Raw genomic sequence first — 25,947 nt, 5'->3', positions numbered from 1 at the left:
TTCCTCATCAAATAGCAGCAAAGTAGCGCAACCATTCAACGCATCAGGACTCAAGGAACCACCATGAAAGTTTTCTACGACAAGGACGCCGACCTCTCCCTCATCAAGGGCAAGCAAGTCACCATCATCGGTTATGGCTCGCAAGGCCATGCACACGCGCTCAACCTGAAGGACAGCGGCGTGAACGTGACGGTGGGTCTGCGCAAGGGCGGCGCATCGTGGAGCAAGGCCGAGAACGCGGGCCTCAAGGTGAAGGAAGTGGCCGAAGCCGTGAAGGGCGCCGACGTCGTCATGATGCTCCTGCCCGACGAGCAGATCGCCGAGGTCTACAAGAACGAAGTGCACGACAACGCCAAGCAAGGCGCTGCGCTCGCATTCGCGCACGGCTTCAACATCCATTACGGCCAGGTGATCCCGCGTGCGGATCTGGACGTCATCATGATCGCGCCGAAAGCGCCGGGCCACACTGTGCGCAACACGTACAGCCAGGGCGGCGGCGTGCCGCACCTGGTCGCCGTTGCACAAGACAAGTCGGGTTCGGCACGCGATGTCGCGTTGTCGTACGCAGTGGCGAACGGCGGCGGCCGCGCGGGCATCATCGAGACGAACTTCCGTGAAGAAACCGAAACCGACCTGTTCGGCGAGCAAGCGGTTCTGTGCGGCGGCACCGTCGACCTGATCAAGGCCGGCTTCGAAACGCTGGTGGAAGCGGGCTACGCGCCGGAAATGGCGTACTTCGAGTGCCTGCACGAACTGAAGCTGATCGTCGACCTGATCTACGAAGGCGGCATCGCCAACATGAACTATTCGATCTCCAACAACGCCGAATACGGCGAGTACGTGACGGGCCCGCGCATCGTCACGGAAGAGACGAAGAAGGCGATGAAGGCCGTGCTGAAGGACATCCAGACCGGCGAATACGCGAAGAGCTTCATCATCGAGAACCGCGCCGGTGCGCCGACGCTGCAATCGCGCCGCCGTCTGACGTCCGAGCATCAGATCGAGCAAGTTGGCGAAAAGCTGCGCGCGATGATGCCGTGGATCGCGAAGAACAAGCTGGTTGACCAGTCGAAGAACTAAGCGTCACGTTTTTTGCTATATCGAAAGCCGTCCGGCAGCCCTGTGCGCCGGGCGGCTTTTGTTATCCTACGGTTTTCAAAAACACAGAACCCGTTCATGAACTATCCTCATCCGATCATTGCCCGCGAAGGCTGGCCGTTCATCGCCATCGCGGCTGTCGTTGCCATCCTCGTGCAAGCGATGGGCGGCTTCGGCTTCGCCTGGATCTTCTGGCTGATCGTGATTTTCGTCGTCCAGTTCTTCCGCGATCCGGCCCGCCCGATTCCGACCCAGTCCAACGCGGTGCTGTGTCCGGCCGATGGGCGCATCGTCGCGGTCGAAACCGCCCACGATCCGTACGTGGGCCGCGAAGCGCTCAAGATCAGCGTGTTCATGAACGTGTTCAACGTGCATTCGCAACGCTCGCCGGTGGACGGCGCCATCACGAAGGTGCAGTACTTTCCGGGCGCATTTCTGAATGCGGCCGTCGATAAAGCCTCGACCGAAAACGAGCGCAACGCGGTCGTGCTGCAGACGGCGGGCGGGCACACCGTGACGTCGGTGCAGATCGCGGGGCTGATTGCGCGACGCATTCTGTGCTACGTGCATGTCGGCGAGCCGCTCACGCGCGGCCAGCGCTACGGCTTCATCCGCTTCGGCTCGCGCGTCGATGTGTATCTGCCTGTCGGCAGCCGCCCGCGCGTGTCGATCGGCGAAAAGGTTTCGGCTTCGTCGACGATCCTCGCCGAGTTCGCGGAATAACGCGGAGGTCTCGATGGCGGCATTCAAACCGCGCCGTAATCGCGCAACCGCGACGCCTCCGCGCGCGTTTCGCCGCAACAAGGCCGCGCAGGACGTCGGCGCCGTGGAAACGCGGCGTGCGAAACGGCAGCAGTTCCTGAGAAAGCGCGGCATTTATCTGTTGCCCAATGCGTTCACCACGGCCGCGCTGTTCTGCGGCTTCTTCGCCGTCGTCCAGGCGATGAACGTGCGCTTCGAGATCGCGGCCATCGCCATTTTCGTCGCGATGGTGCTCGACGGCATGGATGGCCGCGTCGCGCGCATGACGCATACTCAGAGCGCGTTCGGCGAGCAGTTCGATAGCCTCTCGGACATGGTGTCGTTCGGCGTCGCGCCGGCGCTCGTGATGTACGAATGGGTGCTGAAGGATCTCGGACGCTGGGGCTGGCTCGCGGCGTTCGTCTATTGCTCGGGCGCGGCGCTGCGGCTCGCGCGTTTCAATTCGAACATCGGCGTGGTCGACAAGCGTTATTTCCAGGGTTTGCCATCGCCGGCGGCGGCGGCGTTGATCGCGGGCTTCGTGTGGCTCGCGACCGATAACCGCGTGCCGCTCAAGCTCGTATGGCTGCCGTGGGTCGCGTTCGCGCTGACCATCTACGCGGGCGTGACGATGGTGTCGAACGCGCCGTTCTACAGCGGCAAGGCGCTCGACGTGCGTTACCGCGTGCCGTTCGCGGGCGTGCTGCTGATCGTCGTGGCGTTCGTGCTGGTGTCGTCCGATCCGCCGGTCATGCTGTTCTGCCTGTTCGTGCTGTATGGCTTTTCGGGCTATATCTGGTGGGGCTATCTCGCGATGCGCGGCAGGCCGAATCCGGCGCGCAGTTTGCAGCGGGAGCATTGAGGCGAGCGCGTTCACACGAAAGAAAAAGGCGGCAAACCGAAGAGGTTTGCCGCCTTTTTTGCTTCGAGGTTCCGCGAGCGATCAACCCGCGACCAACGTCCCGTTCTGAATATGCACACGCTGACCCTGCGCGAACGGCGGCGGGTTCTTGTACGTGAATGTGCGCGTCTTGCCGTTTTCCATCCGCACGTGCACCGAATAATCGGTTTCGCTGCGCAGATGCTTCTCGACCGAATTGCCCGCGAGACCGCCGCCTAGCGCGCCAAGCAGGGTCATCGCGGTGCGGCCGCCGCCGCGTCCGAACTGATTGCCTACGACACCGCCCGCCACCGCGCCCCCGACCGCGCCGACCCCCGTTCCATGGCCTTCCTGCTTGATGGCCGAGATCGATTCGACGGTGCCGCAGGTCGAGCAATACGCCGGATGTTGCGCCGGCTGCTGCGCATACGACGGCTGCGCGGGTTGCGGCTGCGCCGGAGCCTGCTGCGCTTGCTGCTGGGCGGCTGCTTGCTGTGCGGCTTGTTGTTGGGCCGCCTGCTGCTGCGCGGCCTGTTGCTGAGCCGCCTGCTGCTGGGCCGCGGTCGGCTGCGCCGGACTCGGCGCGGCGGAATCCACCACCGGCTGCTGCGCGACAGCCGCCGTCTGCGTCTGCGGATTCTGCGCGCCATTGCTCGACGCCTTCGGGAACAGTCCCGTCATCGCCGCCGTGGCGACCAGGCTCGCGACGATCACCGCGCCCGCCGCCGTCGCGACGAGCGGATGCAGGCGCCGCTGCTGCGGCTGAGCGTCGCCGGACGAGGGAGACGTGCTGAGTTTGCTGGTTCCGTTATCCATTTTTGAACCTCCATTGCGAGGCAAATTGCGGCTCTATTCATTCTGTGGGAAACCCGGATTTTTCGCTTTTCCGGTTTGTAACAATTTCGGCAGATCGACACTTTTGATTAAAAGCACGACCGGTGCCAGATACCGCCGCCAAGGCTGGCACGCCACGTACGCCACATCGACCTTGAAATATTTACCAGCGGTTACAACAAAATCTTGCAGACGAAAAAAAGCGCGCCGCAGTGGGCGCGCTTTCTCGCTCGTCGCTGAGACGAAAAACTCAGTCTTCCCGACGCAGATGAGGAAACAGAATCACATCGCGGATGCTCGGGCTGTCGGTGAGCAACATCACCAGTCGGTCGATACCGATCCCGCAGCCACCCGTCGGCGGCATGCCGTATTCGAGCGCGCGAATGTAGTCGGCGTCGAAGAACATCGCTTCTTCGTCGCCGGCGTCTTTCTGGTCGACCTGCTTCTGGAAGCGCGCGGCCTGATCTTCCGGATCGTTCAGCTCCGAGAAGCCGTTGGCGATCTCGCGTCCCGTGATGAACAGCTCGAAACGCTCCGTGATGCCCGACACCGAATCCGACGCACGCGCGAGCGGCGACACTTCGATCGGGTAATCGACGATATACGTCGGCTCCCACAGTTGCGACTCTGCCGTCTCTTCGAACAGCGCGAGTTGCAGCGAACCCACACCCGCATTGAGGAAAGCGGGCTGCGTCGTATCGACGCCGAACTTCTTCAGTTCCGTGCGCAGGAACGCGGCGTCCGACAACTGCGCGTCGGTGTACTGCGGCGCGTACTTCTGGATCGCCTGATTGATCGTCAGCCGATGGAACGGCTTGCTCAAATCGAGTTCGCGGCCCTGATACGTGATGGTCGCCGTGCCGAGCGCGTCGATCGCGGCCTGGCGGATCAGTTGCTCGGTGAAGTCCATCAGCCAGCGGTAATCGGTGTACGCGGCGTAGAACTCCATCATCGTGAATTCCGGATTGTGACGCGGCGACACGCCTTCGTTCCGGAAGTTACGGTTGATCTCGAACACACGCTCGAAGCCGCCGACGATCAGCCGTTTCAGATACAGCTCGGGCGCGATACGCAGGAACATCTGCATGTCGAGCGCGTTGTGATGCGTCGTGAAAGGCTTCGCCGCCGCGCCGCCCGGAATCGGGTGCAGCATCGGCGTTTCGACTTCCATGAAGCTCGCCTGCGACATGAAATTGCGGATCGACGTAACCGCCTTGGTGCGCGCCATGAAGGTCTTGCGCGATTCCGGCGTGACGATCAGATCGACGTAGCGCTGGCGATAGCGCGTTTCCTGATCGGCGAGGCCGTGGAACTTGTCCGGCAGCGGACGCAGCGCCTTCGAGAGCAGGCGCAATTCCGTGCAACGCACCGACAATTCGCCCTTGTTGGTACGGAACAGCACGCCCTTCGCGGCGATGATGTCGCCCAGATCCCACTTTTTGAAGGCGTCGTAGGTTTCGGCGCCGACATCGGCGGGCGTCACGAAGAACTGGATCTGGCCGCTGCCGTCCTGAACCGTCGCGAAGCTGGCCTTGCCCATCACGCGCTTGAGCATCATCCGGCCGGCGATCGCGACGGGCAGGGGATTCGCTTCGAGCGCGTCCTTGTCCGTTTCGGCGTATTCGCCTTGCAGCGCCGCGGCCTGATGCGTCGGGCGGAAATCGTTCGGATAGGCGACGCCTTGCTCGCGCAGCGCGCGCAGCTTGTCGCGCCGCTCGGCGATGATCTGGTTCTCTTCCAGTTCGGGAGCGACGCCCGGTTGAGTCGGTTCGGTCATGATGATTCTTGGCTTTGAATGCGGCGAATGCGCGGCGGAATGAAACGAAAGCGCGGATATCGCCGAACGATATCCGCGCCTGAAGACTTAAACGCCCTGTTTCAGGCTCGCGCCGATGAAGTCGTCGAGGTCGCCGTCGAGCACGGCGCGCGTGTTGCTCATTTCCACGTTGGTGCGCAGATCCTTCACGCGGCTCTGGTCGAGCACGTAGGAGCGGATCTGATGGCCCCAGCCCACGTCGGTCTTGCTCGATTCGAGCTTGTCCTGTTCGGCCTGGCGCTTGCGCATCTCGAATTCGTAGAGACGCGCCTTCAGCATCTGCATGGCTTCCGCGCGGTTGCGGTGCTGCGAGCGGTCGTTCTGGCACTGCACGACGATGCCCGTGGGCGCGTGCGTGAGACGCACCGCCGAATCGGTCTTGTTGATGTGCTGGCCGCCCGCGCCCGATGCGCGATACGTGTCCGTGCGGATATCGGCGGGATTGATTTCGATCTCGATCGAATCGTCGATTTCCGGATACACGAACACCGACGAGAACGACGTATGCCGGCCGCCCGACGAATCGAACGGCGACTTGCGCACGAGCCGGTGAATGCCGGTTTCGGTGCGCAGATAGCCGTACGCGTATTCGCCTTCGACCTTGATGGTCGCGCTCTTGATGCCCGCGACGTCGCCTTCGGATTCTTCGAGGACTTCGGTCTTGAAGCCCTTGCGCTCGCAGTAGCGCAGGTACTGGCGCAGCAGCATGGACGCCCAGTCGCACGCTTCGGTGCCGCCCGCGCCCGCCTGAATGTCGATGAAGCAGTTGTTCGGATCGGCCGGGTTCGAGAACATCCGGCGGAATTCCATGTCCTCGACGCGAACGCGCAACGCATCGGCGTCGGATTCGCACGCGACGAGCGTGTCCTCGTCGTTTTCCTCGTGCGCCATCTCGAAGAGATCGCTGGCGTCGCGCAGATCGTTGTCGAGCGCGCTGATGGTCGTGACCACGCCGTCGAGCAGCTTCTTTTCACGACCGAGCGCCTGAGCGTTCTTCGAGTCGTTCCAGACGTTCGGGTCTTCGAGTTCCTTGTTGACTTCGACTAGACGCGCGGACTTGGCGTCGTAGTCAAAGATACCCCCGTAGCTCGCCCGCGCGGCGGCGCAGGTCGGCCAGAAGGCTTTCGATCGCGTTGAGACGTTCCGCTTCCATGTCGATCTTCGGCTTCGTAAAAAGGCGAAATTATAGCCGATTGACAGTGTTTCCCCGCCTTTGCCGCTGCCCGGTGCGCCTGCTCAGCCCGCGTGCTCGACGATCAGTTGCACCCGCGCGACGCCGTTCCACGAATCGCTGACGAGCCGGTACGCGACGGTCGCGCGCGGCGGCAGCGGGTCGACGTGGTTGAACCAGATCGCGTTGAAGCGCTGACGCCCGCGCAACAGCGACAGCTTCAGATGCTTCTCCTTCACGAGCGCCTGCGACGCGACTTCGAACTCGCCGGAAAACGTCGGCGCGGGAAAGCCTTGGCCCCAGACCGCCGCGTCGAGCATTTCGACGAATTGCGGCGTGAAATAGGCGTCTTCCAGTTCGCCATCGGTTTCGACGGTGCGCGACAGCGCCTCCGCCGTCAGCCATTCGCGGCCGATCGCCTCGAACGCGGCGGTGAAGCGCGGAATGTCGGCGGTGGACATCGTCAGGCCCGCGGCCATCGCGTGACCGCCGAACTTGTGGATGAGGCCGGGTTCGCGCTTGCTGATCAGATCGACGGCGTCGCGCAGATGAAAACCGGGAATCGAGCGGCCCGAGCCCTTGCAGAGCGCGCCGCTGTCGTCGGCGTGCGCGAAGGTGAACGAGGGCCGATGAAACCGCTCCTTCAGCCGCCCCGCGACGATTCCGATCACGCCCTGATGCCAGCTCGCATCGTAGAGCGTGAGCGTCGCGCGCTCGCCCGGATCGATCGTCTGCAGTTCGGCGAGTGCCTGCTGCTGCATCCCGGCTTCGATTTCGCGTCGCTCGCGGTTCATCGAGTCGAGTTGCTGCGCGAGTTCCCACGCGCGGCCGACGTCGTCGGTGGTCAGGCATTCGATGCCGAGCGACATGTCCGACAGCCGTCCCGCCGCGTTCAGACGCGGGCCGAGCGCGAAGCCGAGATCGAAACCCGAAGCCGCGCGCGCGTCGCGCCCGGCGGCGCGAAAGAGCGCGGCGATGCCCGGCTGCATGCGCCCCGAGCGAATCCGCTTCAAACCCTGCGCGACGAGAATGCGGTTGTTGCAGTCGAGCTTGACTACGTCGGCGACGGTGCCGAGCGCGACGAGATCGAGCAGGCCGTCCAGTCGTGGTTCGGGCGCGCCATCGGAATAAGCGCCGCGGCGACGCAACTCCGCGCGCAGCGCGAGCAGCACGTAGAACATCACGCCCACGCCCGCGATGCACTTGCTCGGAAACGCGCAGCCCGGCTGGTTCGGATTGACGATCGCGCGCGCGGCGGGCAGTTCGTCGCCGGGCAGGTGATGATCGGTGACGAGCACGTCGATGCCAAGCGCGTTCGCCGCAGCCACGCCATCGACGCTCGCGATGCCGTTATCGACCGTGATGAGCAGCTCGGGCAGGCCGGCCTTCGAGCGCGCGGCCAGTTCGACGATCTCCGGCGTGAGCCCGTAACCATATTCGAAGCGATTCGGCACCAGATAGTCGATGTGCGCGCCGAACATGCGCAGCCCGCGCACGGCCACCGCGCAGGCGGTCGCGCCGTCGCAGTCGTAATCCGCGACGACGAGCATGCGCTTGCCTGCCGCGAGCGCATCGGCGAGCACGGCGGCGGCGTCGTCGCAACCTTTCAGGCCGGCGGGCGCGTGCAGGCGCTTGAATTCGGTTTCGACGTCATCGGGCGACGTGACGCCGCGCGCCGCGTACAGGCGCGCGATGACGGGATGCAGGCCGTGGCGCATCAGCGCTTCGGCGTCGGCGGGGGAGGAGGCGCGCGTAACGATTCGCGTCATTGCAGGAAGTACCTTATTCGATGAAGAGCGCCGCGATCGGACGGCGCCGCCAGAACTTGCGCAGATCGGCGCGCGTGACCGAGAGCGTGACCGAGCCGGTGTCGCCGCAGAGCGTGAGGCTCAGGCGGCCGAGCGAGCCATCGGTGAGCGCGCTTAGCGCGGGGGCGAACCACGCGGTTTCGAGCGCCTTCAGCGCCGCGTTCCAGCGCGCCCAGTCCAGTTCGATGAACGGCGCGGAGAACGGATTCAGCTCGACGAGCGTCGCGCCTTCGCCGCCGTCCGGCAGCGCTGCGAACGATTCCGGCGGCGCCGACGGCTTCACGCCCGCTGCAAGTGCGAGACCGCGGGTCGCGGCGGCGTCGGACATCACGCGCGCGAACGGGCTTTGCACGGGCCGCAGCGCGCCTTGTCCGTGCAGCCAGATCGAGTTGATCGCGGGCAGCCCGCGCGATTCGCGTTCGAGATTCAGCGGATGCTCGAACCACGCCATCTGCACTTCGTTCTGCAGCTTCATCCACGCGCGCGAGCGTTCGCCGGTGCGCGCCTCGTGCGGCAGCCAGATTTCGATGTTGCGGCCCGTCGCGCGCAACGGCGATGCGCCCGCGAGCCCGCCCAGCGCGTCGCCCGACACGTACCAGCGCAGCGGCGTCGGCGCTTGCAGTTTCACGCCGAGATCTTCGATCACCGGCCGCGCGACCTGCAGCAGCGCGCGCGCTTCTTCGGTGTGCACGCCGAGCGTGTCGGGGTCGATCAGCACGAGATGATCATGCGCGATGCGCACGTGAACCGGCTCGATGCAGGCCCACAGCGCATCGCCGGGCGTACCGCCATCGGCGAGCAGCATGAAGGGCGCGAGCGGGGCGTCGTCGGCATAGCGCTGGTCGGTGGGCGTGACGGCGTCGAAGCGCCGCGCGATCCAGCGTTCGTGCGGCAGCGTGCGCTGAAAGTCCTCCCCGACGATGCGCTCTTCGAGCGTGGCGCGGGCGAGCAGCTTGTCGAGCGCCGCGCTCTCCAGTCCGTGCAGGGCGGTGGCGGCGTCCGCGGCCGAGGGCAGGGCGAACGGCAACAGGAGATGGAGATGTTGAACGGGCATGATGCTCGGCATTGTAGGGCAAAGCGGTTGAGGCGACGGGGCGCGGCAGACCGGTTTTGCCTCGCGATCGACGCGTGCTCGTGCGGCGCTTTCCTCATATATGGCAAACTTTCGCAAATTTCACGCTTGGCCGTGGTAGCCGACGCGCCTCGCCGCAGGCGGCACGCATCCGCGAAGACCGCCGCCGCGTATTCATACGATGCACCCGGGGCTCAACAACGCTGAACCAGCAGCAGAAAGGAATCGCTTGAAACTTCCGTACGAATGGCAGATAGGCTGGCGCTACACGCGCGCCAGCAAACGCACCACAGGCAACGGCTTCATCTCCTTCATCGCGCTCGTGTCGATGGCGGGCATCGCGCTCGGCGTCGCCGCGCTGATCGTCGTGCTGTCGGTCATGAACGGCTTCCAGAAGGAAGTGCGCGACCGGATGCTGTCGGTCCTCGCGCACGTCGAAATCTTCTCGCCGACCGGCTCCATGCCCAACTGGCAACTGACGGCGCAGGAAGCGCGCCGCAATCCGGAAGTGATCGGCGCGGCGCCCTATGTCGAAGCGCAGGCGCTGCTCACGCGCCAGGGCGCGGTGAGCGGCGTCGCATTGCGCGGCGTGGAGCCGTCGCTGGAGCCGGAAGTGTCGGACATCGGCCGCGAAATGCGCGCGGGCAAACTCACGGATCTCAAACCGGGCGAATTCGGCATCGTGCTCGGCAAGGATCTGGCCGCCAATCTCGGCGTGATGGACGGCGACAAGATCACCCTCGTCGCGCCCGAAGGCACCATCACGCCGGCTGGGATGATGCCGCGTCTCAAGCAGTTCACCGTGGTCGGCATCTTCGAGTCCGGGCACTACGAATACGATTCGACCCTCGCGCTCATTTCGATCCGCGACGCCGAAGCGCTTTTCCGCCTGCCCGCGCCGACCGGCGTGCGGCTGCGCCTGAAAGACATGCAGCGCGCGCCCGAAGTCGCGCGCCAGCTCGCGCGCACGCTCTCGGGCGATCTCTATATCCGCGACTGGACGCAGCAGAACAAGACCTGGTTCTCCGCCGTGCAGATCGAAAAGCGCATGATGTTCATCATCCTCACGCTGATCATCGCGGTCGCGGCGTTCAATCTCGTTTCTTCGCTCGTCATGACCGTCACCGACAAGCAGGCCGATATCGCGATCCTGCGCACGCTCGGCGCGCAGCCCGGCTCGATCATGAAGATTTTCGTGGTGCAGGGCGTGACGATCGGTTTCATCGGCACGGCGCTCGGCGTGTCGCTCGGCTGTCTCATCGCGTGGAGCATTCCGTGGCTCGTGCCGATGATCGAGCATCTGTTCAACGTGCAGTTCCTGCCGTCTTCGGTGTATTTCATCAGCGAACTGCCGTCGGAGCTGGTGCCGGGCGATGTCGCGAAGATCGGCGTCATCGCGTTCGTGTTGTCGTCTCTCGCGACGCTCTATCCGAGCTGGCGCGGCGCGAAGGTTCGTCCGGCGGAGGCGCTGCGCTATGAGTGATCTGATTCCGGCGAACAATCTGGTGCTGCAGGCGTCCGCGATCTCGAAGACGTTCGTGCAGGGCGGCTTCAACGTGCAGGTGCTCGACAACGCGCAACTCGACGTCTATCGCGGCGAAAAGCTCGCGATCGTCGGCGCGTCGGGTTCGGGCAAGAGTACGCTGCTGCACGTGCTCGGCGGCCTCGACGAGCCGAGCGCGGGCAAGGTTTCGCTGCTCGGCAAGCCGTTCACGCAGCTGAAGGAAAAGGAGCGCAACGAGCTGCGCAATCGCGCGCTCGGCTTCGTGTATCAGTTTCATCATCTGCTGCCGGAATTCACGGCGCTCGACAATGTCGCGATGCCGTTGCGCATCCGCCGCATGTCGGAAGAGGCGTCGCGCAAGGAAGCGCAGGAAATGCTGGAGCGCGTGGGCATCGGGCATCGCGCGAAGCATCGGCCGGGCGAGCTGTCGGGCGGCGAGCGACAGCGCGTGGCGATCGCGCGCGCGCTGGTCACGCGCCCCGCATGCGTGCTCGCCGACGAACCGACCGGCAATCTCGACGGCGGCACCGCCGACACTGTCTTCAACCTGATGCTGGAGTTGTCGCAGACGCTCGAGACGAGCTTCGTGATCGTCACGCACGATCCCGATCTCGCCGCGCGCTGCGACCGCATCATGCGCCTGCGCGACGGCGTGCTGCACGAAGAGCCGTCGGTGCCGGTATAACGCGTTCCGTGCGGGAGACGCCATGTGGATCGATACGCACTGTCATCTCGACGCCGGCGAGTTCGATGCCGACCGCGACGCCGTAGCCGATGCGGCGCTGGGCGCGGGCGTGACTCGCATCGTGATTCCGGGCGTCGATCGCGGCAATATCGCGACGGTGCGCGCGCTTGCGCATCGCATCAGGGGCGGCGCGTACGCGCTCGGCATCCACCCGCTCTTCACGCCGGGCGCGCGTGAAGACGATCTGTGCGTGCTGCGCGACGAGATCGAAGCGAGTCTGGACGATCCGCGTTTCGTCGGCATCGGCGAAATCGGGCTGGATTACTTCGTGCCGACCCTCGACGATGCCCGCCAGCAGTTCTTCTACAACGAACAGCTCAAGCTCGCGCGCGAGTTCGATCTGCCGGTGATCTGCCACGTGCGCAAGTCGCAGGACAAGGTGCTGAAAGGCTTGCGCCTGCATGACATTCATTGCGGCATCGCGCACGCGTTCAACGGCAGCTTTCAGCAGGCCGAAGCGTTCATCGCGCAGGGCATGCGTCTGGGCTTCGGCGGCAATCTCACGTTCGAGCGCGCGCTGCAGATTCGCCGGCTCGCCGCCGATCTGCCGCTCGACGCGATCGTGCTCGAAACCGATGCGCCCGATATCGCGCCGTCGTGGCTTTACAAGCAGCGCAATACGCCGGATCAGGTCGCGCGCATCGCGCAGGTGCTCGCGCAGTTGCGCGGCATCGACGAAAACGCGCTTTCCCTAGGCACAACGGCTAACGCTCACGCCGCGCTCCCACGGCTCGCGCTCGCCTCTTCATAATCGTTTCGTTCGACGTTCGTCTCTCTGAGCGAGCGTCTGCGGCAACGAAAACGAAGAGGAAAGAAGTGCGGGCGATTCTGCTGGGATTTGCGTGTGGCGTCTGGTGGTTGCAGCAGCAGGCTCGCTTGCCGGATGTTCTTGCGTGGCTCGTGTGTTGCGCATTGTTCGCCGGCGCGGCGACGCTCGGCGTGCTCAGGCCGCGTCTGTGCATCGCCAGCTTTGCCGTCGCGGCTTGCGTGCTGGGCTTCGCGTATGCCGCCTTGCGCGCCGATGTCCGCCTGCGCGAACAATTGCCGGTCGCATACGAGCAGCGCGACATCGAACTGACGGGCTTCGTGCGCGGGCTTCCCGAGCGACAGAAGGACGGCACACGCTTTCTCTTCGAAGTCGAAACGAACGGCGCCGGTTTGCGAGACTTCCCGCGCCTCGTGCGATTGTCATGGCTGTCGCCGGATCGCACGGCGCTCCATGCCGGCGAGCGCTGGACGCTGAGCGCGCGTCTGAAGCGCGCGCACGCCAACGCGAACTTCGGCCTGCGCGATGCCGAAGTGTCCTTGCTCGAACGCGGCATTCGCGCGACGGGTTATGTCTCGACCGCGCGCGCGCCGCAGCGCCTCGATCCCGATGCAACAGGCCCGCGTCTGACGATCGATCGCCTGCGTGCACGCGCGCGCGAGCGAATCGAAACCGTGCTCGGGCGTGCGCCGCATCGCGGGATCATCGTCGCGCTCGCGGTGGGCGCGCAGGACGCCGTCAGCGATGCCGACTGGGCCGTCATGCGCGCGACCGGCACGAGTCATCTCGTCGCGATATCGGGATTGCATATCGGTTTCGTCGCGGGACTGGCGGCGCTGATCGCCGGCTTCGTCTGGAAGCGCGTGAGATGGCGCGGCGTGCCCGCGCCGTTGATCGTCGCCGCGCCCAAGGTGGCGGCGCTCGGCGCGGCGCTGTTCGCCGCGTGTTACGCCGCGCTCGCCGGATTCAACGTGCCCGCGCAACGCACGCTCGGCATGCTGCTGATCGTCGCGATCGCGTTTCTGTGCGGGCGGCGGCCCGCGTCGTCGCTCGTGCTGCTGTGGGCGCTCGCGTTCGTTTTGATCGCCGATCCGTGGGCGGTCAGTTCGCCGGGGTTCTGGCTGTCGTTCTGCGCGGTGGCGGCGATCCTGCATGCGATCGCGGCGGCGGGGCGGTTCGAATCGCGCGCGCAGCCGGACGATCACGATGACATCGATCAATGGGATCGCGTCGATCCGAGCGAAGTCGGGCAGCGTCCCGAACGGGCGGTGAGGCGCCGGCCGTTCGCGATCGTGGCGCGGATCGGCGCTCGCGTGCGGCGACACATCGCGTCGGGCGCGCGGGTGCAATACGCGGTGGCGATCGCGCTCGCGCCGCTCACCGTCTACTGGTTCTCGCAGATTCCGCTTCTCGGTCCGATCGCAAATGCGTTCGCGATTCCGTGGATCAGCGTGCTCGTGACGCCCGCGACGCTTGCGGGGCTCATCCTGCCCGCGCCGCTCGACGTGCCGATGCTCCACGTCGCGCATGCCGCGCTGTCGGTGCTCTGCGACCTGCTCGCGCGTCTCGCCGATGCCGTTTCGTCGCCGCTCTGGTATTTGCCGCAGCCCGATGCATTCGCGCTGGCGGCGGCGTGCGTCGGCGTCGCGTGGGCGCTCGCGCCGCGCGGCTGGCCGTTGCGCTTCGCCGCGCCGTTGACGTGGCTGCCGCTCGTCGCGAGCGCGCCGCATCCGCCGGCGCACGGCGCGTTTCGTGTCACCGCGCTCGACATCGGCCAAGGCTCGGCGCTGGTCGTCGAAACGGCGCGGCACACCTTGCTGTTCGACGCCGGTCCCGGTCCCGAATCGACGCACGCGGGCGAGCGCATCGTGGTGCCGTATCTGCGGGCCGCGGGCGTGCGCGCGCTCGATGCGCTCGTCATCAGTCATTCCGATTCGGATCACGCGGGCGGCGCGCCCGCCGTGCTGCAGTCGATCGCCGTGCGCCAGTTGCTCGCGTCGCTGGCCGCCGACGACGCGCTGTGGTCCGGCGCGCGCGCACGCGGCGCGCCGGTTTTGCGCTGCGCCGCCGGGCAGCGCTGGACCTGGGACGGCGTCGAGTTCCGCATGCTGTGGCCCGAGCCGGGGCCGCTTTCGGGCAAGCCGAACCATCAGTCGTGCGTGCTGAAGGTGACGAGCGCGGCGGGGCGCGCGGCGCTGTTCGCGGCGGATATCGAAGCGGACGTCGAACGCACGCTGATCGCGCGCGATGCCGCCGCGTTGCGCGCGGATGTGATGATCGTGCCGCATCACGGCAGCCGCACTTCGTCGACCGAGCCTTTCCTCGATTCCGTCGGGCCGCTCGCGGCGATATTTCAGGTAGGCTATCGCAACCGCTTTCACCATCCGCACCCGAGCGTGTTCGCGCGCTACGGGCTGCGCGAGATCGCGCTCTCGCGCAGCGATGACGACGGCGCCGCGCGCATCGAGATCGGCCCGGAAATCGTGCTCGAGCGCTTCAGGCAAACGCACGCGCGCTACTGGATGGCGCGCTGAAAAAATAGAGACACGCTTGAAAGACATCATCCATTTCTCGCACGCGAACGGTTTTCCGGCGTCGACGTATCGCACGATTTTTGCCGAGCTTTCCGACGATTACGATATTCGCAGCATCGAGCGCATCGGTCACGATGCGCGCTTTCCGGTCACGCGCGACTGGCCGTATCTCGTGGATCAGCTCATCGACGACATGAGCCGTTATCGTCGCAAGGTAGACGAAGAGGACGAAGCGCATCCGAAGGTATGGCTCGTCGGGCATTCGCTCGGCGGCTATGTGTCGCTGATGGCGGCGTTGAAGCGCCCGCAGTGGGTGAAAGGCGTCGTGATGCTCGATTCGCCGGTGATCGCGGGCTGGAAGAGCGGGCTTTTGCGCGTCACGCAATGGACCGGGCTCGACGAGCGTCTCTCTCCCGCCGCCGCGACGAAGAAGCGCCGCACGCAATGGGCGAGCCGCGACGAGGCCTGGCGGCATTTTCTGGCGAAACCCGCGTTCGCGCGCTGGGACGAGCGCATGCTGTCCGACTATATCGACTTCGGCATTCCGCCGGCGCATGCGAACGGCACGCGCGCGCTCGCGTTCGATCGTCACGTCGAATATCTGATTTACCGCACGCTGCCGCACACGCTCGGCGCGCGGCTCGCGCACGGCGCGCCGGTGCCGGTCGGCTTCATCGCGGGGACGCGCTCGCGCGAGGTGCGCCAGGTGGGCCTGAGCATGACGCGGCGCATCGCCGGCGAGCATTTCGAATGGATGGACGGCAGCCATCTCTTTCCGATGGAGCGCCCGATCGACACCGCGCGCGCCGTGCAGCGCCTGCTGGAGGCGATGCGGGCATCGACGTGACGCGGTGCGCAAAAAAGCGCGGGGGACTTGACGCGCGCGCTGCGAAATGATCCGCGCGAATCGCTTCGAAAAGCACGCATTTGCAGGCAATTTCCGGCTCGCGCGCGCTTCGTGGGAACCTGCCTTTACGGTATAATCCGTTTTTCCCGCGAGCATCTAGCGATGACCAAATATGTATTCGTCACCGGCGGCGTAGTTTCGTCCCTTGGCAAGGGTATTGCCGCCGCCTCCCTCGCCGCGATCCTCGAATCGCGCGGTCTGAAAGTCACCCTCCTCAAGCTCGATCCCTACATCAACGTCGACCCCGGCACGATGAGCCCGTTCCAGCACGGGGAAGTGTTCGTGACGGAAGACGGCGCGGAGACCGACCTCGACCTCGGCCACTACGAGCGCTTCATCAGCACGAAGATGCGCAAGGCCAACAACTTCACGACCGGCCAGATCTACGAATCGGTGATCCGCAAGGAACGCCGCGGCGAGTATCTCGGCAAGACGGTGCAGGTCATTCCGCACATCACCAACGAAATCCAGGCGTTCGTGGAGCGCGGCGCCGCAGCGGCGACGTGCGGCCAGCCTGATGTGGCGATCGTGGAAGTCGGCGGCACGGTGGGCGACATCGAATCGCTGCCGTTCCTCGAAGCCGCGCGCCAGATGAGCCTGCGCATGGGTCGCAACAGCGCGTGTTTCGTGCACCTGACGCTGGTGCCGTTCATCGCGACGGCGGGCGAGTTGAAGACGAAACCCACGCAGCACAGCGTGCAGAAGCTGCGCGAAATCGGTATCTATCCGAACGTGCTGCTGTGCCGCGCGGACCGCCCGATTCCGGACGACGAGCGCGCCAAGATCTCGATGTTCTCGAATGTGCCTGAAGACGCCGTGATCTCGGTGTGGGACGCGGACAGCATCTACAAGATTCCGCAGATGCTCAACGACCAGCACCTCGACGACATCATCTGCGAAGCGCTGAAGCTCTCGCCGCCGCCGGCCGATCTGTCGATGTGGGCGAACCTCGTCGAGAAGCTCGAGAATCCGAAGAACGAAGTGACCATCGGCATGGTCGGCAAGTATGTCGAACTCACGGAGTCGTACAAGTCGCTGATCGAGGCGCTGCGTCACGCGGCCATCCATACGTCGACCAAGGTCAACATCGAGTACATCGATTCCGAGCAGATCGACGCCGAAGGCACCGATGCACTGAAGCATCTCGACGCCGTGCTCGTTCCGGGCGGTTTCGGCCGTCGCGGCACGGAAGGCAAGATCAAGGCGATCCGCTATGCGCGTGAATCGAAGACGCCGTATCTCGGCATCTGCCTCGGCATGCAGCTCGCGGTGATCGAGTTCGCGCGCGACGTCGCCGGCCTCGCCGATGCGAACAGCACCGAGTTCGATCAGGACACGACCAACCCGGTCGTCGCGCTCATCACCGAGTGGTATGACCGCGCGGGCCGCATCGAAAAGCGCAACGAAGAGTCCGATCTCGGCGGCACGATGCGCCTCGGCTCGCAGAAGTGCCCGATCAAGCCCGGCACGATGGCCGAGCGCATTTACGGTACGGATGTGAACGAGCGTCATCGTCACCGTTATGAAGTCAATAACCGATTCGTGCCCCAGCTCGAGGCGGGCGGGCTTATCATCAGCGCCCGTACCCCGAGCGAGGATCTGCCTGAAATGATGGAGTTGCCGCAGTCGCTGCACCCGTGGTTCGTCGGCGTGCAGTTCCACCCCGAGTTCACCTCGACGCCGCGTGACGGGCATCCGCTCTTCAGGGCGTTCGTCGAAGCGGCGCGCGCGCACGCCCTGGCTGGCGACGCCAAGGCGCCGGCGCGGGCCGCGGCCACTGCGGGAGCGCAAGCATGAAGCTGTGTCACTTCGAAGCCGGCCTCGACCAGCCGTTCTTTCTGATCGCGGGCACGTGCGTCGTCGAGTCGGAGCAAATGACGATCGACGTCGCCGGACGCCTGAAGGAAATGACCGACAAGCTCGGCGTGCCGTTCATCTACAAGTCGTCGTACGACAAGGCGAACCGCAGCTCGGGCAAGTCGTTTCGCGGCCTCGGCATGGACGAAGGCCTGCGCATTCTGGGCGAAGTGAAGAAGCAGCTCGGCGTGCCGGTACTCACCGACGTCCATTCCGAACATGAAATCGAAGCGGTCGCATCGGTCGTGGACGTGCTGCAGACGCCCGCGTTCCTGTGCCGCCAGACCGACTTCATCCACGCGTGCGCGCGTTCGGGCAAGCCCGTCAACATCAAGAAGGGCCAGTTCCTCGCGCCGCACGACATGAAGAACGTGATCGACAAGGCGCGCGATGCGGCGCGTGAAGCGGGTCTCTCGGAAGACCGCTTCATGGCGTGCGAGCGCGGCGTATCGTTCGGCTATAACAACCTCGTGTCCGACATGCGCTCGCTCGCGATCATGCGCGAAACCCGCGCGCCGGTCGTGTTCGATGCGACCCATTCGGTGCAGTTGCCGGGCGGCCAGGGCACGAGCTCGGGCGGCCAGCGCGAATTCGTGCCGGTGCTCGCGCGCGCGGCGGTCGCGACGGGCGTCGCCGGTCTTTTCATGGAGACGCATCCGGACCCGGCCTGCGCGAAGTCGGACGGCCCGAACGCGGTGCCGCTGCAGCACATGGAAGCGCTGCTGGCGACGCTCATCACCATCGATCGCGCGGTCAAGAGCGGCCCGTTCCTCGAGAACGATTTCAACTGAGCGGCTGCGGCAAAAGGCAAAAAGGCAGTACGGCACGGGCGGCGCATCATCGCCGCCCGCGTCGCGAAAATAGGTCACCTGGAGTGATCAGAGCAACGGAGGAGCGCGCAGCACATCAGGGCGATATCCGCGCCGGCCGGCGGATCCAGCGCCCGCTCCCCACCGAAGCGATACGGATCGGCTTCGATTCGCGATGCGGCGGCGCAGTGTTACGCGCCGCGCCGCGCACGGTCGCAGCGCCGATCCCGGTACGACCGCTCGATAGCGCCGGAACTGAACCCGGCGGTCATCGAAAGGGTCTGAGCGAGGCCAGTGAAGCGCTTACAGGCGTGTATCGAAGTGTAAAAGCACGCCGCGCGCTTCGTTGTGACTGACAGAATTCATCGTCATTTCTTGAGGAAATCATGAGTGCTATCGTAGATATCATCGGCCGCGAGATTCTCGATTCGCGAGGCAACCCGACCGTCGAATGCGACGTGTTGCTCGAATCGGGCACGATGGGCCGCGCGGCGGTGCCCTCGGGCGCGTCCACGGGTTCGCGCGAAGCCATCGAGCTGCGCGACGACGAAGCCGGCCGCTACAACGGCAAGGGCGTGCTGAAGGCCGTCGAACACATCAACACCGAGATTTCCGAAGCCATCATGGGCCTCGACGCCTCGGAACAGGCTTTCCTCGACAAAACCCTGCTCGAACTCGACGGCACGGAAAACAAGTCGCGCCTCGGCGCGAACGCGATGCTGGCCGTGTCGATGGCCGTCGCCAAGGCCGCGGCTGAAGAAGCCGGCCTGCCGCTGTATCGCTACTTCGGCGGCTCGGGCGCGATGCAACTGCCGGTCCCGATGATGAACATCGTCAACGGCGGCGCGCACGCGAACAACAGCCTGGATATCCAGGAATTCATGATCGTGCCGGTCAGCCAGCCGACGTTCCGCGAAGCGCTGCGTTGCGGCGCGGAAGTGTTCCACGCGCTCAAGAAGATTCTCGCCGAGCGCGGCATGAGCACGGCGGTGGGCGACGAAGGCGGCTTTGCGCCGAACTTCGGCAGCAACGACGAATGCCTGTCGACGATTCTGCAAGCCATCGAGAAAGCCGGCTATCGCGCCGGTGAAGACGTGCTGCTCGCGCTCGACTGCGCGGCGAGCGAGTTCTACCACGACGGCAAGTACCAACTGGCCGGCGAAGGCCTGCAACTCTCGTCGGCGGAATTCACCGACTACCTCGCGACGCTGGCCGACAAGTTCCCGATCGTGTCGATCGAGGACGGCATGCACGAAAGCGACTGGGAAGGCTGGAAAATCCTGACCGAGCGCCTCGGCAAGAAGATCCAGCTCGTCGGCGACGACCTGTTCGTCACGAACACGCGCATCCTGAAGGAAGGCATCGAGAAGGGCATCGCCAACTCGATCCTGATCAAGATCAACCAGATCGGCACGCTGACGGAAACTTTCGCGGCGATCGAAATGGCCAAGCGCGCGGGTTACACGGCCGTGATCTCGCACCGCTCGGGCGAGACGGAAGATTCGACGATCGCGGATATCGCCGTCGGGCTGAACGCCGGCCAGATCAAGACCGGTTCGCTGTCGCGCAGCGATCGCATCTCGAAGTACAACCAGTTGCTGCGCATCGAGGAAGATCTCGGCGATATCGCAAGCTATCCGGGCAAGTCGGCGTTCTACAACTTGCGCTAAAGCTTTCGCCGCTTTGGTCGATAAGGACGCTAAGGCGTCTTTGAAGCGTCATCTTTTGAAGCCCGCCGCCCAACGGTTTCCCGCCGCGGGGCGGCGCTTATTTCGGCTACGTGAATGCGGCTCGTAACTGTCGTTCTGGTTCTGTTGCTGGTGCTGATCCAATACCCGCTCTGGTGGGGGCACGGCGGCTGGCTGCGCGTGCATGAATTGCAGCAGCAGCTCGCGCAGCAGACCGACAAGAACACGAACCTGAGATTGCGCAATGAGCGCGTTCAGGGCGAAGTGCAAGACTTGCAAAGCGGCACCGCGGCCGTGGAAGAGCGCGCGCGCTACGAGATGGGCATGGTGAAGGACAGCGAGGTGTTCGTGCAGTTCGTTTCGCCGAATTCCACCGCGCCTGTCAATTCCGCCAACGTGCCGGGCATGAACGGCTCGACGCGCGGGCAGGTCTCGGCGGCGCCGTTGCGCGTGGTGCCGAATCCGGTTTCGCGTTCGAAGCAGGAATTGCGCGATCTGGACAAAAAGGCGCAGAAGGAAAAAGCGGCTGAAGCGAAGAAAAAGCAGGGCGCGCCGCAATAGCGCGGTGGCTTTGTTCGGAACAAAAAAATGGCGCGATCATAGATCGCGCCATTTTTTATCCGGCTTCGCTCACCACCAGGTGCCGACTCCGACGCCTGTGCCCCAGTAAGGCCCGCCCCAGCCGCCGCTCGAATATCCGCCGTAGACCGACACCGGCATGGGCGCAGAGAACTGCGACATCGTCTTGGCGGCATTGCCCGCGGCCGCGGCCTGCTGCGATTCGTTCAGCGCCTGCTTGTCGATGGCGTTGTAGCGTTCCATCTGCTGCTGCGGCGTGAGCGTTTGCTGGACCGCCGGCGGGGTATCGGGCAGGCGGCTATAGATGGGCGAGGGGCCGGGCGGGTCCATCATGCAGCCGGCGACGAGCGCGACACCGGCGAGGCACGGCAGCAATTTCCAGTTGAGCGTTGCGGTTTTCATTTGCGACCTCCAGCGGGTCGGACAACTAAGCAAGACTCCAATCATAGCGCGCGGCAGGGTGGATCGAACACCCGCCGCGGGTGGGCGCGACGACCGCGCGCCGTGCTCCGCCGCCTGGGATGAACACGTCGCAGCGCCCGCTGTAACAGGCCTTGCGGCGCGCTCAGTGCCTTTGATCGGGCGCCGGACTCACGCCTTGTGAGAGTTCTTTTGCGACAAAAAGTTGCGCCACGTCGACGGCGTCGAAGTCGTAGCGCTGATTGCAGAACTCGCAGTGCACCTCGACGTTGCCGCGCTCCTCGAGCACGCTGTCGACTTCCTCGCGGCCGAGCATCTTGAGCATGCCGCCGACCTTGCCGCGCGAGCACGTGCACTGGAAGCGCGCCGGCGCGGGTTCGAAGTGCTGCACGTTCTCTTGCCAGAAGAGGCGCTTGAAAACCGTCTCCGGCTCTTCCTTCAGCAGTTCCGCCGTCGACAGCGTGCTGCCGAGATGGCAGACGCGCTGCCAGGTATCGGCGTCGTGCTCGCCCGGATGCGGCACGATGCCGCCATCGCCCGGTAGCTTCTGCAGCAGCATGCCGACGGCGCGATCGGTATCGGCGGCCAGCCACAGCCGCGTGTCGAGCTGTTCGGAGTGATGCATGTAGTGCTCGAGCACCTCCGCCATCGACGCAAGCGGGCCGTGCTCGCCCGATAGCGGCACGATGCCCTGATAAGGTTGCTGACCCGGCTTTTTGTCAGTGGGATCGAGCGTGATGACGCAGCGGCCGCGCCCATGACGGTTCAGGAGTTCGGCGAGCGAAATCTCGTTGTCGAGCTCGCTCTCCGCGCCTTCGGCGAGCTTCGCGGTGGCGCGCAACGCGAGACTCGAATCGCACTGCACGACCAGCATCTTCACCGGGCCGTCGCCGTAGATCTGCATGACGAGCGTGCCGTCGAACTTGAGGTTCGCCGACAGCAGCGCGCACGCCGCCATCATTTCGCCGAGCACGTTGCGCACGGCCGCCGGATAGGCGCGGCGCGCGAGCACTTCCTGCCACGTGTGGCGCAATGAGACGATCTCGCCGCGCACGGGCGCCGCGTTGAACATGAATTTCTGCAACTGGTCGTTCACAACTCTTCCTTGGGTATTGAGGCTCGCCCGTTCTTCCGGGTTTCAGCCGATGTTTCAGCCTATGCGTACGAGCTGCGCCTTGTAATATTCGCGCCGGTCGGCATAACTCGCCGTGGCCGCGCGCATGCGGGCGATATCCGCCTCGCCGATTTCACGCACCGCCTTCGCGGGCGAGCCGAGAATCAGCGTGTTGTCCGGGAACACCTTGCCTTCGGTGACGACGGCGCCCGCGCCAACCAGACAGTTGCGGCCGATTACCGCACCATTCAAGACCACGGCCTGGATGCCGATGAGCGCGCCTTCCTTGATCGTGCAGCCGTGCAGCATCGCCTGATGGCCGACGGTGACATCGTTCCCTATCGTCAGAGGAAAACCGGGATCGGCATGCAGCACGGCGCCTTCCTGCACGTTGCTGCCGCGCCCGACGACGATCGGCTCGTTATCCCCACGCAGCGCCGCGCCGGGCCAGACGCTCGCGTTTTCCTCGAGCGTCACGCGGCCGATGATGGTCGCGGTATCCGCGAGAAACACGCTTTCGTGGATGGTCGGGGCGTCGTCGCCGAGTTTGTAGATGGCCACTTTGTCTCCTGGGCTTGATGTCGTGAGGGTGGGGCGCTGGCGGCGCTAAAATGCGCGCCTGCCGGTGCGGCTCGACGGTCATGGCCGTCGTCGTTGCGCCGACTGTTGCGCGATGCGTGGCGTTCGCCTGGATTACCATTTTAGCTGTTTGCTGTAAGCGTCCGCTGCGACCGCGATTTTCGACGCCGTTTTTGAGACAGTTCGATGCACGACCCCGTGATTTCCTCCGAAGCCGAAATCTGCGCGCGCCGCGCGGCGCTCGCCATCCTGCGCGAGCGCGAGCCCGCGACCAAGGCGGCGCGCGCTCGCGCCCTGTTCGACGCGGTGCGCGCCGAGCCGACGCGAATCGATCCGCAGGCCACGCTCGAAGAACCCGGCGATCTGCCCGGACGGCCGGCGCGTCCGGAACTTGTCGAGCCGTCGTCGCTGAAGCGGCGCAGCATGCAGTCGGATGCGGGGCGCGCCGTGCTGCTGCACGCGCTCGCGCACATCGAGTTCAACGCGATCAATCTCGCGCTCGACGCAGTCTGGCGCTTTCCGTCGATGTCGCGTGAATTTTATCTCGATTGGTTGAAAGTGGCGGCCGAGGAGGCGTATCACTTTTCGCTGTTGAGCGCGCGTCTCGCGGAATTCGGCCACGCATACGGCGACTTCCCGGCGCACGACGGTCTGTGGGAAATGGCGCAGCGCACGCGCGACGACGTACTCGCGCGCATGGCGCTCGTGCCGCGCACGCTGGAGGCGCGCGGACTCGACGCATCGCCGCCAATCCGCAAGCGTCTCGCGCAGGCGGGCGATCACGCATCGGCGGCGATTCTCGACGTGATTCTGCGCGATGAGATCGGCCACGTGCTGATCGGCAATCACTGGTTCCGTTTTCTGTGCGACGGCGCGAATCTCGACCCGCACGCGACTTACGAACGCCTCGCCGCGCAATACCACGCGCCGAAGCTGCGCGGCCCGTTCAACTTCGAGGCGCGCCGCGAGGCCGGTTTCGACGAAGCGGAACTGCGCGCGCTCGCCGGCCTCGACGACGCCGCGTAGCGCGCGCATCGTCGCTATAATCGAACGATCATCCTTTTTTACATTCGAGATCACACATGAATGAATCGCGCTCCGAATTCGTCGATGCGCGCGGCGTGGGCTTGCATGTGCGCCGCTGGGGCGCGCCCGACGCCCCGATGCTCTTCATGCTGCACGGCTGGATGGACGTCGCCGCGTCGTTCCAGTTCGTCGTCGATGCGCTTGCCGGTAACTGGCAGGTGCTCGCGCCCGACGCGCGCGGCTTCGGATTGTCGGACTGGCCGGTCGCGGAGAAGGGCGGCGGCCATTACTACTTTCCGGACTATCTCGCCGATCTCGACGTGCTGCTCGATCACTACTCGCCCGGCGCGCGAGTGAATCTCGTCGGTCACAGCATGGGCGCGAACGTCGCTCTGCTGTACGCGGGCGTGCGGCCCGAGCGCGTGCGGCGCGTGGTCGACCTGGAAGGCTTCGGATTGCCGGCGGCGCGCGCATCGCAGTCACCGGGGCGCATCGGCCAATGGCTCGACGATCTGCGCGTGCCACCCGAACTGCGCAGCTACGCGAGCCTCGACGAAGTGGCCGATCGGCTGATCCGCACGAATCCGCGCCTGCCGCTCGCCCGCGCGCGCTTCCTCGCGCAGCATTGGTCGCGCGAGGAAGCGGACGGCCGCTTTCATCTGCTCGCCGATCCGGCGCACAAGTTGCGTGGGCCGAACTTGTACCGGCTGGATGAAGTCAGCGCAGCCTGGGCGCGCGTCACGGCGCCGGTGCTGCACGTCGAGGCGAAGGACTCGCCGACGCTCGCGACCTTCGCGGGCCAGACGCCCGTCGCCGAATTCAAGACGCGCTTCGCCGCATTTCCCGACTGGCGCGAGGAAATCGTCGAGGGCGCCGGTCACATGATCCATCACGATCAGCCGGAGCGCGTCGCGGCGCTGATCGAATCGTTCTGCGCGTGAGCGGCGCGGCAGCCGGTACGAAGGAACTACATAACTGGCGTGTCATGCCGTTACAGTTAGAATGTGAGTGATATCCAAAAGCCGATGATGAACGCCGATCTGCATTGCCATTCCACCGTTTCCGACGGCCGGTTCGCGCCCGCCGAGGTTGCGGCGCGCGCGCACGCGAACGGCGTGACGCTGTGGTCGCTCACGGATCACGATCAACTGGGCGGGCAGGACGAAGCGCGCAAGGCCGCCGAGGCGCTCGGCATGGGCTATCTGCCGGGCGTCGAGATTTCGGTGACGTGGGCATCGCGCACGGTGCATATCGTCGGCATGAACGTCGATCCGAACAACGAGGCGCTGCTCAAGGGGCTCGAATGCACTCGCGACGGGCGCGCGGCGCGCGGCGTGGCCATCGGCGAGGCGCTCGCGGCGATCGGCATTCCGGATTGCTACAAGAACGCGCTGCGCTTCACCGACGACCCCGACATGATTTCGCGCACCCACTTCGCGCGGTATCTGGTGGAGGCGGGTTACGCGCAGTCCACTTCGGACGTGTTCTCGCGCTATCTCGGCGACGGCAAGCCCGGTTTCGTCGGGCATCGCTGGGCGAAGCTCGCGGACGCCGTGAAATGGATCAAGGATGCGGGGGGCGAACCGATCATCGCGCATCCGGGCCGCTACGATTACACGCCGGTCGAATTCGCTGCGCTCTTCGACGAGTTCATCCAGCTCGGCGGCCGTGCCATCGAAGTCGTGACGGGCAGCCACACGCCCGACCAGTACCGCGAGTACGCGGATGTCGCGCGCCGTTACGGCTTCGAGGCGTCGCGCGGCTCGGACTTCCACGGCACGGGCGAAGGACGTGTCGATCTCGGCCGGCTTCCGCCGCTGCCCGACGATCTCACGCCCGTCTGGGAGCGCTGGCTGTAGGGCTCTTTCGGCGCGCGTTTTTCTTCCTCGCGCGCACGGTCTTTGCATCACCGGTGATTTTCCGCACGCACATCGCGTCAGGCGCGCTCGCGCGTGGATCCGCGCCGCGCCCGGCCTTCGCGATAACGATCGAAACAATA

At 65.1% G+C, this 25,947-nt stretch carries 23 protein-coding genes; 15 read left to right on the top strand and 8 right to left on the bottom strand.

Annotated features, from left to right (window positions below):
- The first annotated feature begins 63 nt into the window (after nt 1–63).
- From ilvC to pssA, 3 genes are all read left to right on the top strand, one after another.
- The gene (gene ilvC, locus AWB80_RS24750) at nt 64–1,080 is read left to right on the top strand and encodes a ketol-acid reductoisomerase (protein WP_035510019.1); all 1,017 of its coding nucleotides are present in this window, start codon (nt 64–66) and stop codon (nt 1,078–1,080) included.
- A gap of 96 nt (nt 1,081–1,176) precedes the next feature.
- Nucleotides 1,177–1,821 carry a phosphatidylserine decarboxylase gene (locus AWB80_RS24745; protein ID WP_061177290.1) on the top strand — a complete coding sequence of 215 codons (645 nt, stop codon included), beginning with the start codon at nt 1,177–1,179 and terminating at the stop codon, nt 1,819–1,821.
- 13 nt (nt 1,822–1,834) lie between these two features.
- On the top strand, nt 1,835–2,701 hold the full coding sequence (gene pssA, locus AWB80_RS24740; protein WP_061177289.1) for a CDP-diacylglycerol--serine O-phosphatidyltransferase: 867 nt from the start codon (nt 1,835–1,837) through the stop codon (nt 2,699–2,701).
- An 81-nt stretch (nt 2,702–2,782) separates the two neighbouring features.
- On the opposite strand, the gene AWB80_RS24735 is transcribed toward pssA, so the two are convergent.
- From AWB80_RS24735 to AWB80_RS24715, 5 genes are all read right to left on the bottom strand, one after another.
- Nucleotides 2,783–3,535, bottom strand: a complete 753-nt coding sequence (locus AWB80_RS24735; RefSeq protein WP_061177288.1) for a glycine zipper 2TM domain-containing protein — start codon at nt 3,533–3,535, stop codon at nt 2,783–2,785.
- Between the two features lie 268 nt (nt 3,536–3,803).
- Nucleotides 3,804–5,330 carry a lysine--tRNA ligase gene (gene lysS, locus AWB80_RS24730; protein WP_061177287.1) on the bottom strand — a complete coding sequence of 509 codons (1,527 nt, stop codon included), beginning with the start codon at nt 5,328–5,330 and terminating at the stop codon, nt 3,804–3,806.
- A gap of 87 nt (nt 5,331–5,417) precedes the next feature.
- Nucleotides 5,418–6,522, bottom strand: a protein-coding gene (gene prfB, locus AWB80_RS24725; RefSeq protein ID WP_096031987.1) for a peptide chain release factor 2 whose coding sequence is annotated in 2 segments (ribosomal slippage) — nt 5,418–6,440 and nt 6,442–6,522 — 1,104 coding nt in all. Because the reading frame shifts where the segments join, the coding sequence is not laid out codon by codon here.
- 83 nt (nt 6,523–6,605) lie between these two features.
- Nucleotides 6,606–8,309: a single-stranded-DNA-specific exonuclease RecJ gene (gene recJ, locus AWB80_RS24720; RefSeq protein ID WP_061177285.1), complete on the bottom strand. Its 1,704-nt coding sequence runs from the start codon at nt 8,307–8,309 to the stop codon at nt 6,606–6,608.
- Nucleotides 8,310–8,322: 13 nt separating this feature from the next.
- Nucleotides 8,323–9,414 (bottom strand): hypothetical protein, encoded by a 1,092-nt coding sequence (locus AWB80_RS24715; RefSeq protein ID WP_061177284.1) that lies wholly within the window; start codon nt 9,412–9,414, stop codon nt 8,323–8,325.
- A 235-nt stretch (nt 9,415–9,649) separates the two neighbouring features.
- Between AWB80_RS24715 and AWB80_RS24710 the strand changes: the two genes are divergently transcribed.
- The 9 genes from AWB80_RS24710 (at nt 9,650) to ftsB (ending at nt 20,791) form a co-directional block, all read left to right on the top strand.
- Nucleotides 9,650–10,903 (top strand): lipoprotein-releasing ABC transporter permease subunit, encoded by a 1,254-nt coding sequence (locus AWB80_RS24710; RefSeq protein ID WP_061177283.1) that lies wholly within the window; start codon nt 9,650–9,652, stop codon nt 10,901–10,903.
- Nucleotides 10,896–11,609 carry a lipoprotein-releasing ABC transporter ATP-binding protein LolD gene (gene lolD, locus AWB80_RS24705; RefSeq protein WP_061177282.1) on the top strand — a complete coding sequence of 238 codons (714 nt, stop codon included), beginning with the start codon at nt 10,896–10,898 and terminating at the stop codon, nt 11,607–11,609. The genes AWB80_RS24710 and lolD overlap by 8 nt, the downstream gene beginning before the upstream one ends.
- A 22-nt stretch (nt 11,610–11,631) precedes the next feature.
- Nucleotides 11,632–12,420 (top strand): TatD family hydrolase, encoded by a 789-nt coding sequence (locus AWB80_RS24700; protein ID WP_061177281.1) that lies wholly within the window; start codon nt 11,632–11,634, stop codon nt 12,418–12,420.
- A gap of 65 nt (nt 12,421–12,485) precedes the next feature.
- Entirely contained in the window at nt 12,486–14,969 is a 2,484-nt protein-coding gene (locus AWB80_RS24695; protein WP_061177280.1) for a ComEC/Rec2 family competence protein, read from the top strand.
- 16 nt (nt 14,970–14,985) lie between these two features.
- Complete coding sequence (locus AWB80_RS24690; protein ID WP_061177279.1) at nt 14,986–15,816, top strand: alpha/beta fold hydrolase; 831 nt, start codon at nt 14,986–14,988, stop codon at nt 15,814–15,816.
- A 162-nt stretch (nt 15,817–15,978) separates the two neighbouring features.
- A complete protein-coding gene (locus AWB80_RS24685; protein WP_061177278.1) occupies nt 15,979–17,673 on the top strand; it encodes a CTP synthase in 1,695 nt (564 codons plus the stop codon).
- Complete coding sequence (gene kdsA, locus AWB80_RS24680; protein ID WP_061177277.1) at nt 17,670–18,524, top strand: 3-deoxy-8-phosphooctulonate synthase; 855 nt, start codon at nt 17,670–17,672, stop codon at nt 18,522–18,524. Before AWB80_RS24685 ends, kdsA begins: the two co-directional genes overlap by 4 nt.
- Nucleotides 18,525–18,928: 404 nt before the next feature.
- A complete protein-coding gene (gene eno, locus AWB80_RS24675; protein ID WP_061177276.1) occupies nt 18,929–20,212 on the top strand; it encodes a phosphopyruvate hydratase in 1,284 nt (427 codons plus the stop codon).
- A gap of 114 nt (nt 20,213–20,326) precedes the next feature.
- Entirely contained in the window at nt 20,327–20,791 is a 465-nt protein-coding gene (gene ftsB / locus AWB80_RS24670) for a cell division protein FtsB (protein ID WP_061177275.1), read from the top strand.
- Between the two features lie 69 nt (nt 20,792–20,860).
- On the opposite strand, the gene AWB80_RS24665 is transcribed toward ftsB, so the two are convergent.
- From AWB80_RS24665 to AWB80_RS24655, 3 genes are all read right to left on the bottom strand, one after another.
- The gene (locus AWB80_RS24665) at nt 20,861–21,211 is read right to left on the bottom strand and encodes a hypothetical protein (RefSeq protein ID WP_061177274.1); all 351 of its coding nucleotides are present in this window, start codon (nt 21,209–21,211) and stop codon (nt 20,861–20,863) included.
- 163 nt (nt 21,212–21,374) lie between these two features.
- Nucleotides 21,375–22,325 (bottom strand): Hsp33 family molecular chaperone HslO, encoded by a 951-nt coding sequence (hslO, locus tag AWB80_RS24660; protein ID WP_061177273.1) that lies wholly within the window; start codon nt 22,323–22,325, stop codon nt 21,375–21,377.
- A 54-nt stretch (nt 22,326–22,379) separates the two neighbouring features.
- Nucleotides 22,380–22,904, bottom strand: a complete 525-nt coding sequence (locus AWB80_RS24655; protein WP_061177272.1) for a gamma carbonic anhydrase family protein — start codon at nt 22,902–22,904, stop codon at nt 22,380–22,382.
- A 204-nt stretch (nt 22,905–23,108) separates the two neighbouring features.
- On the opposite strand from AWB80_RS24655, the gene AWB80_RS24650 reads away from it, so the two are divergent.
- The 3 genes from AWB80_RS24650 (at nt 23,109) to AWB80_RS24640 (ending at nt 25,807) form a co-directional block, all read left to right on the top strand.
- Nucleotides 23,109–23,948, top strand: coding sequence for a ferritin-like domain-containing protein (locus AWB80_RS24650; RefSeq protein ID WP_061177271.1), 840 nt, complete (start codon nt 23,109–23,111; stop codon nt 23,946–23,948).
- 56 nt (nt 23,949–24,004) lie between these two features.
- Entirely contained in the window at nt 24,005–24,889 is an 885-nt protein-coding gene (locus AWB80_RS24645; RefSeq protein WP_061177270.1) for an alpha/beta fold hydrolase, read from the top strand.
- Between the two features lie 87 nt (nt 24,890–24,976).
- Nucleotides 24,977–25,807, top strand: a complete 831-nt coding sequence (locus tag AWB80_RS24640) for a 3',5'-nucleoside bisphosphate phosphatase (RefSeq protein WP_061177337.1) — start codon at nt 24,977–24,979, stop codon at nt 25,805–25,807.
- Nucleotides 25,808–25,947 lie beyond the last annotated feature (140 nt).

Origin of the sequence: Caballeronia pedi (assembly GCF_001544915.2) — a bacterium.
Taxonomy (GTDB): domain Bacteria; phylum Pseudomonadota; class Gammaproteobacteria; order Burkholderiales; family Burkholderiaceae; genus Caballeronia; species Caballeronia pedi.
This window is presented reverse-complemented; position numbering and strand designations above follow the sequence as displayed.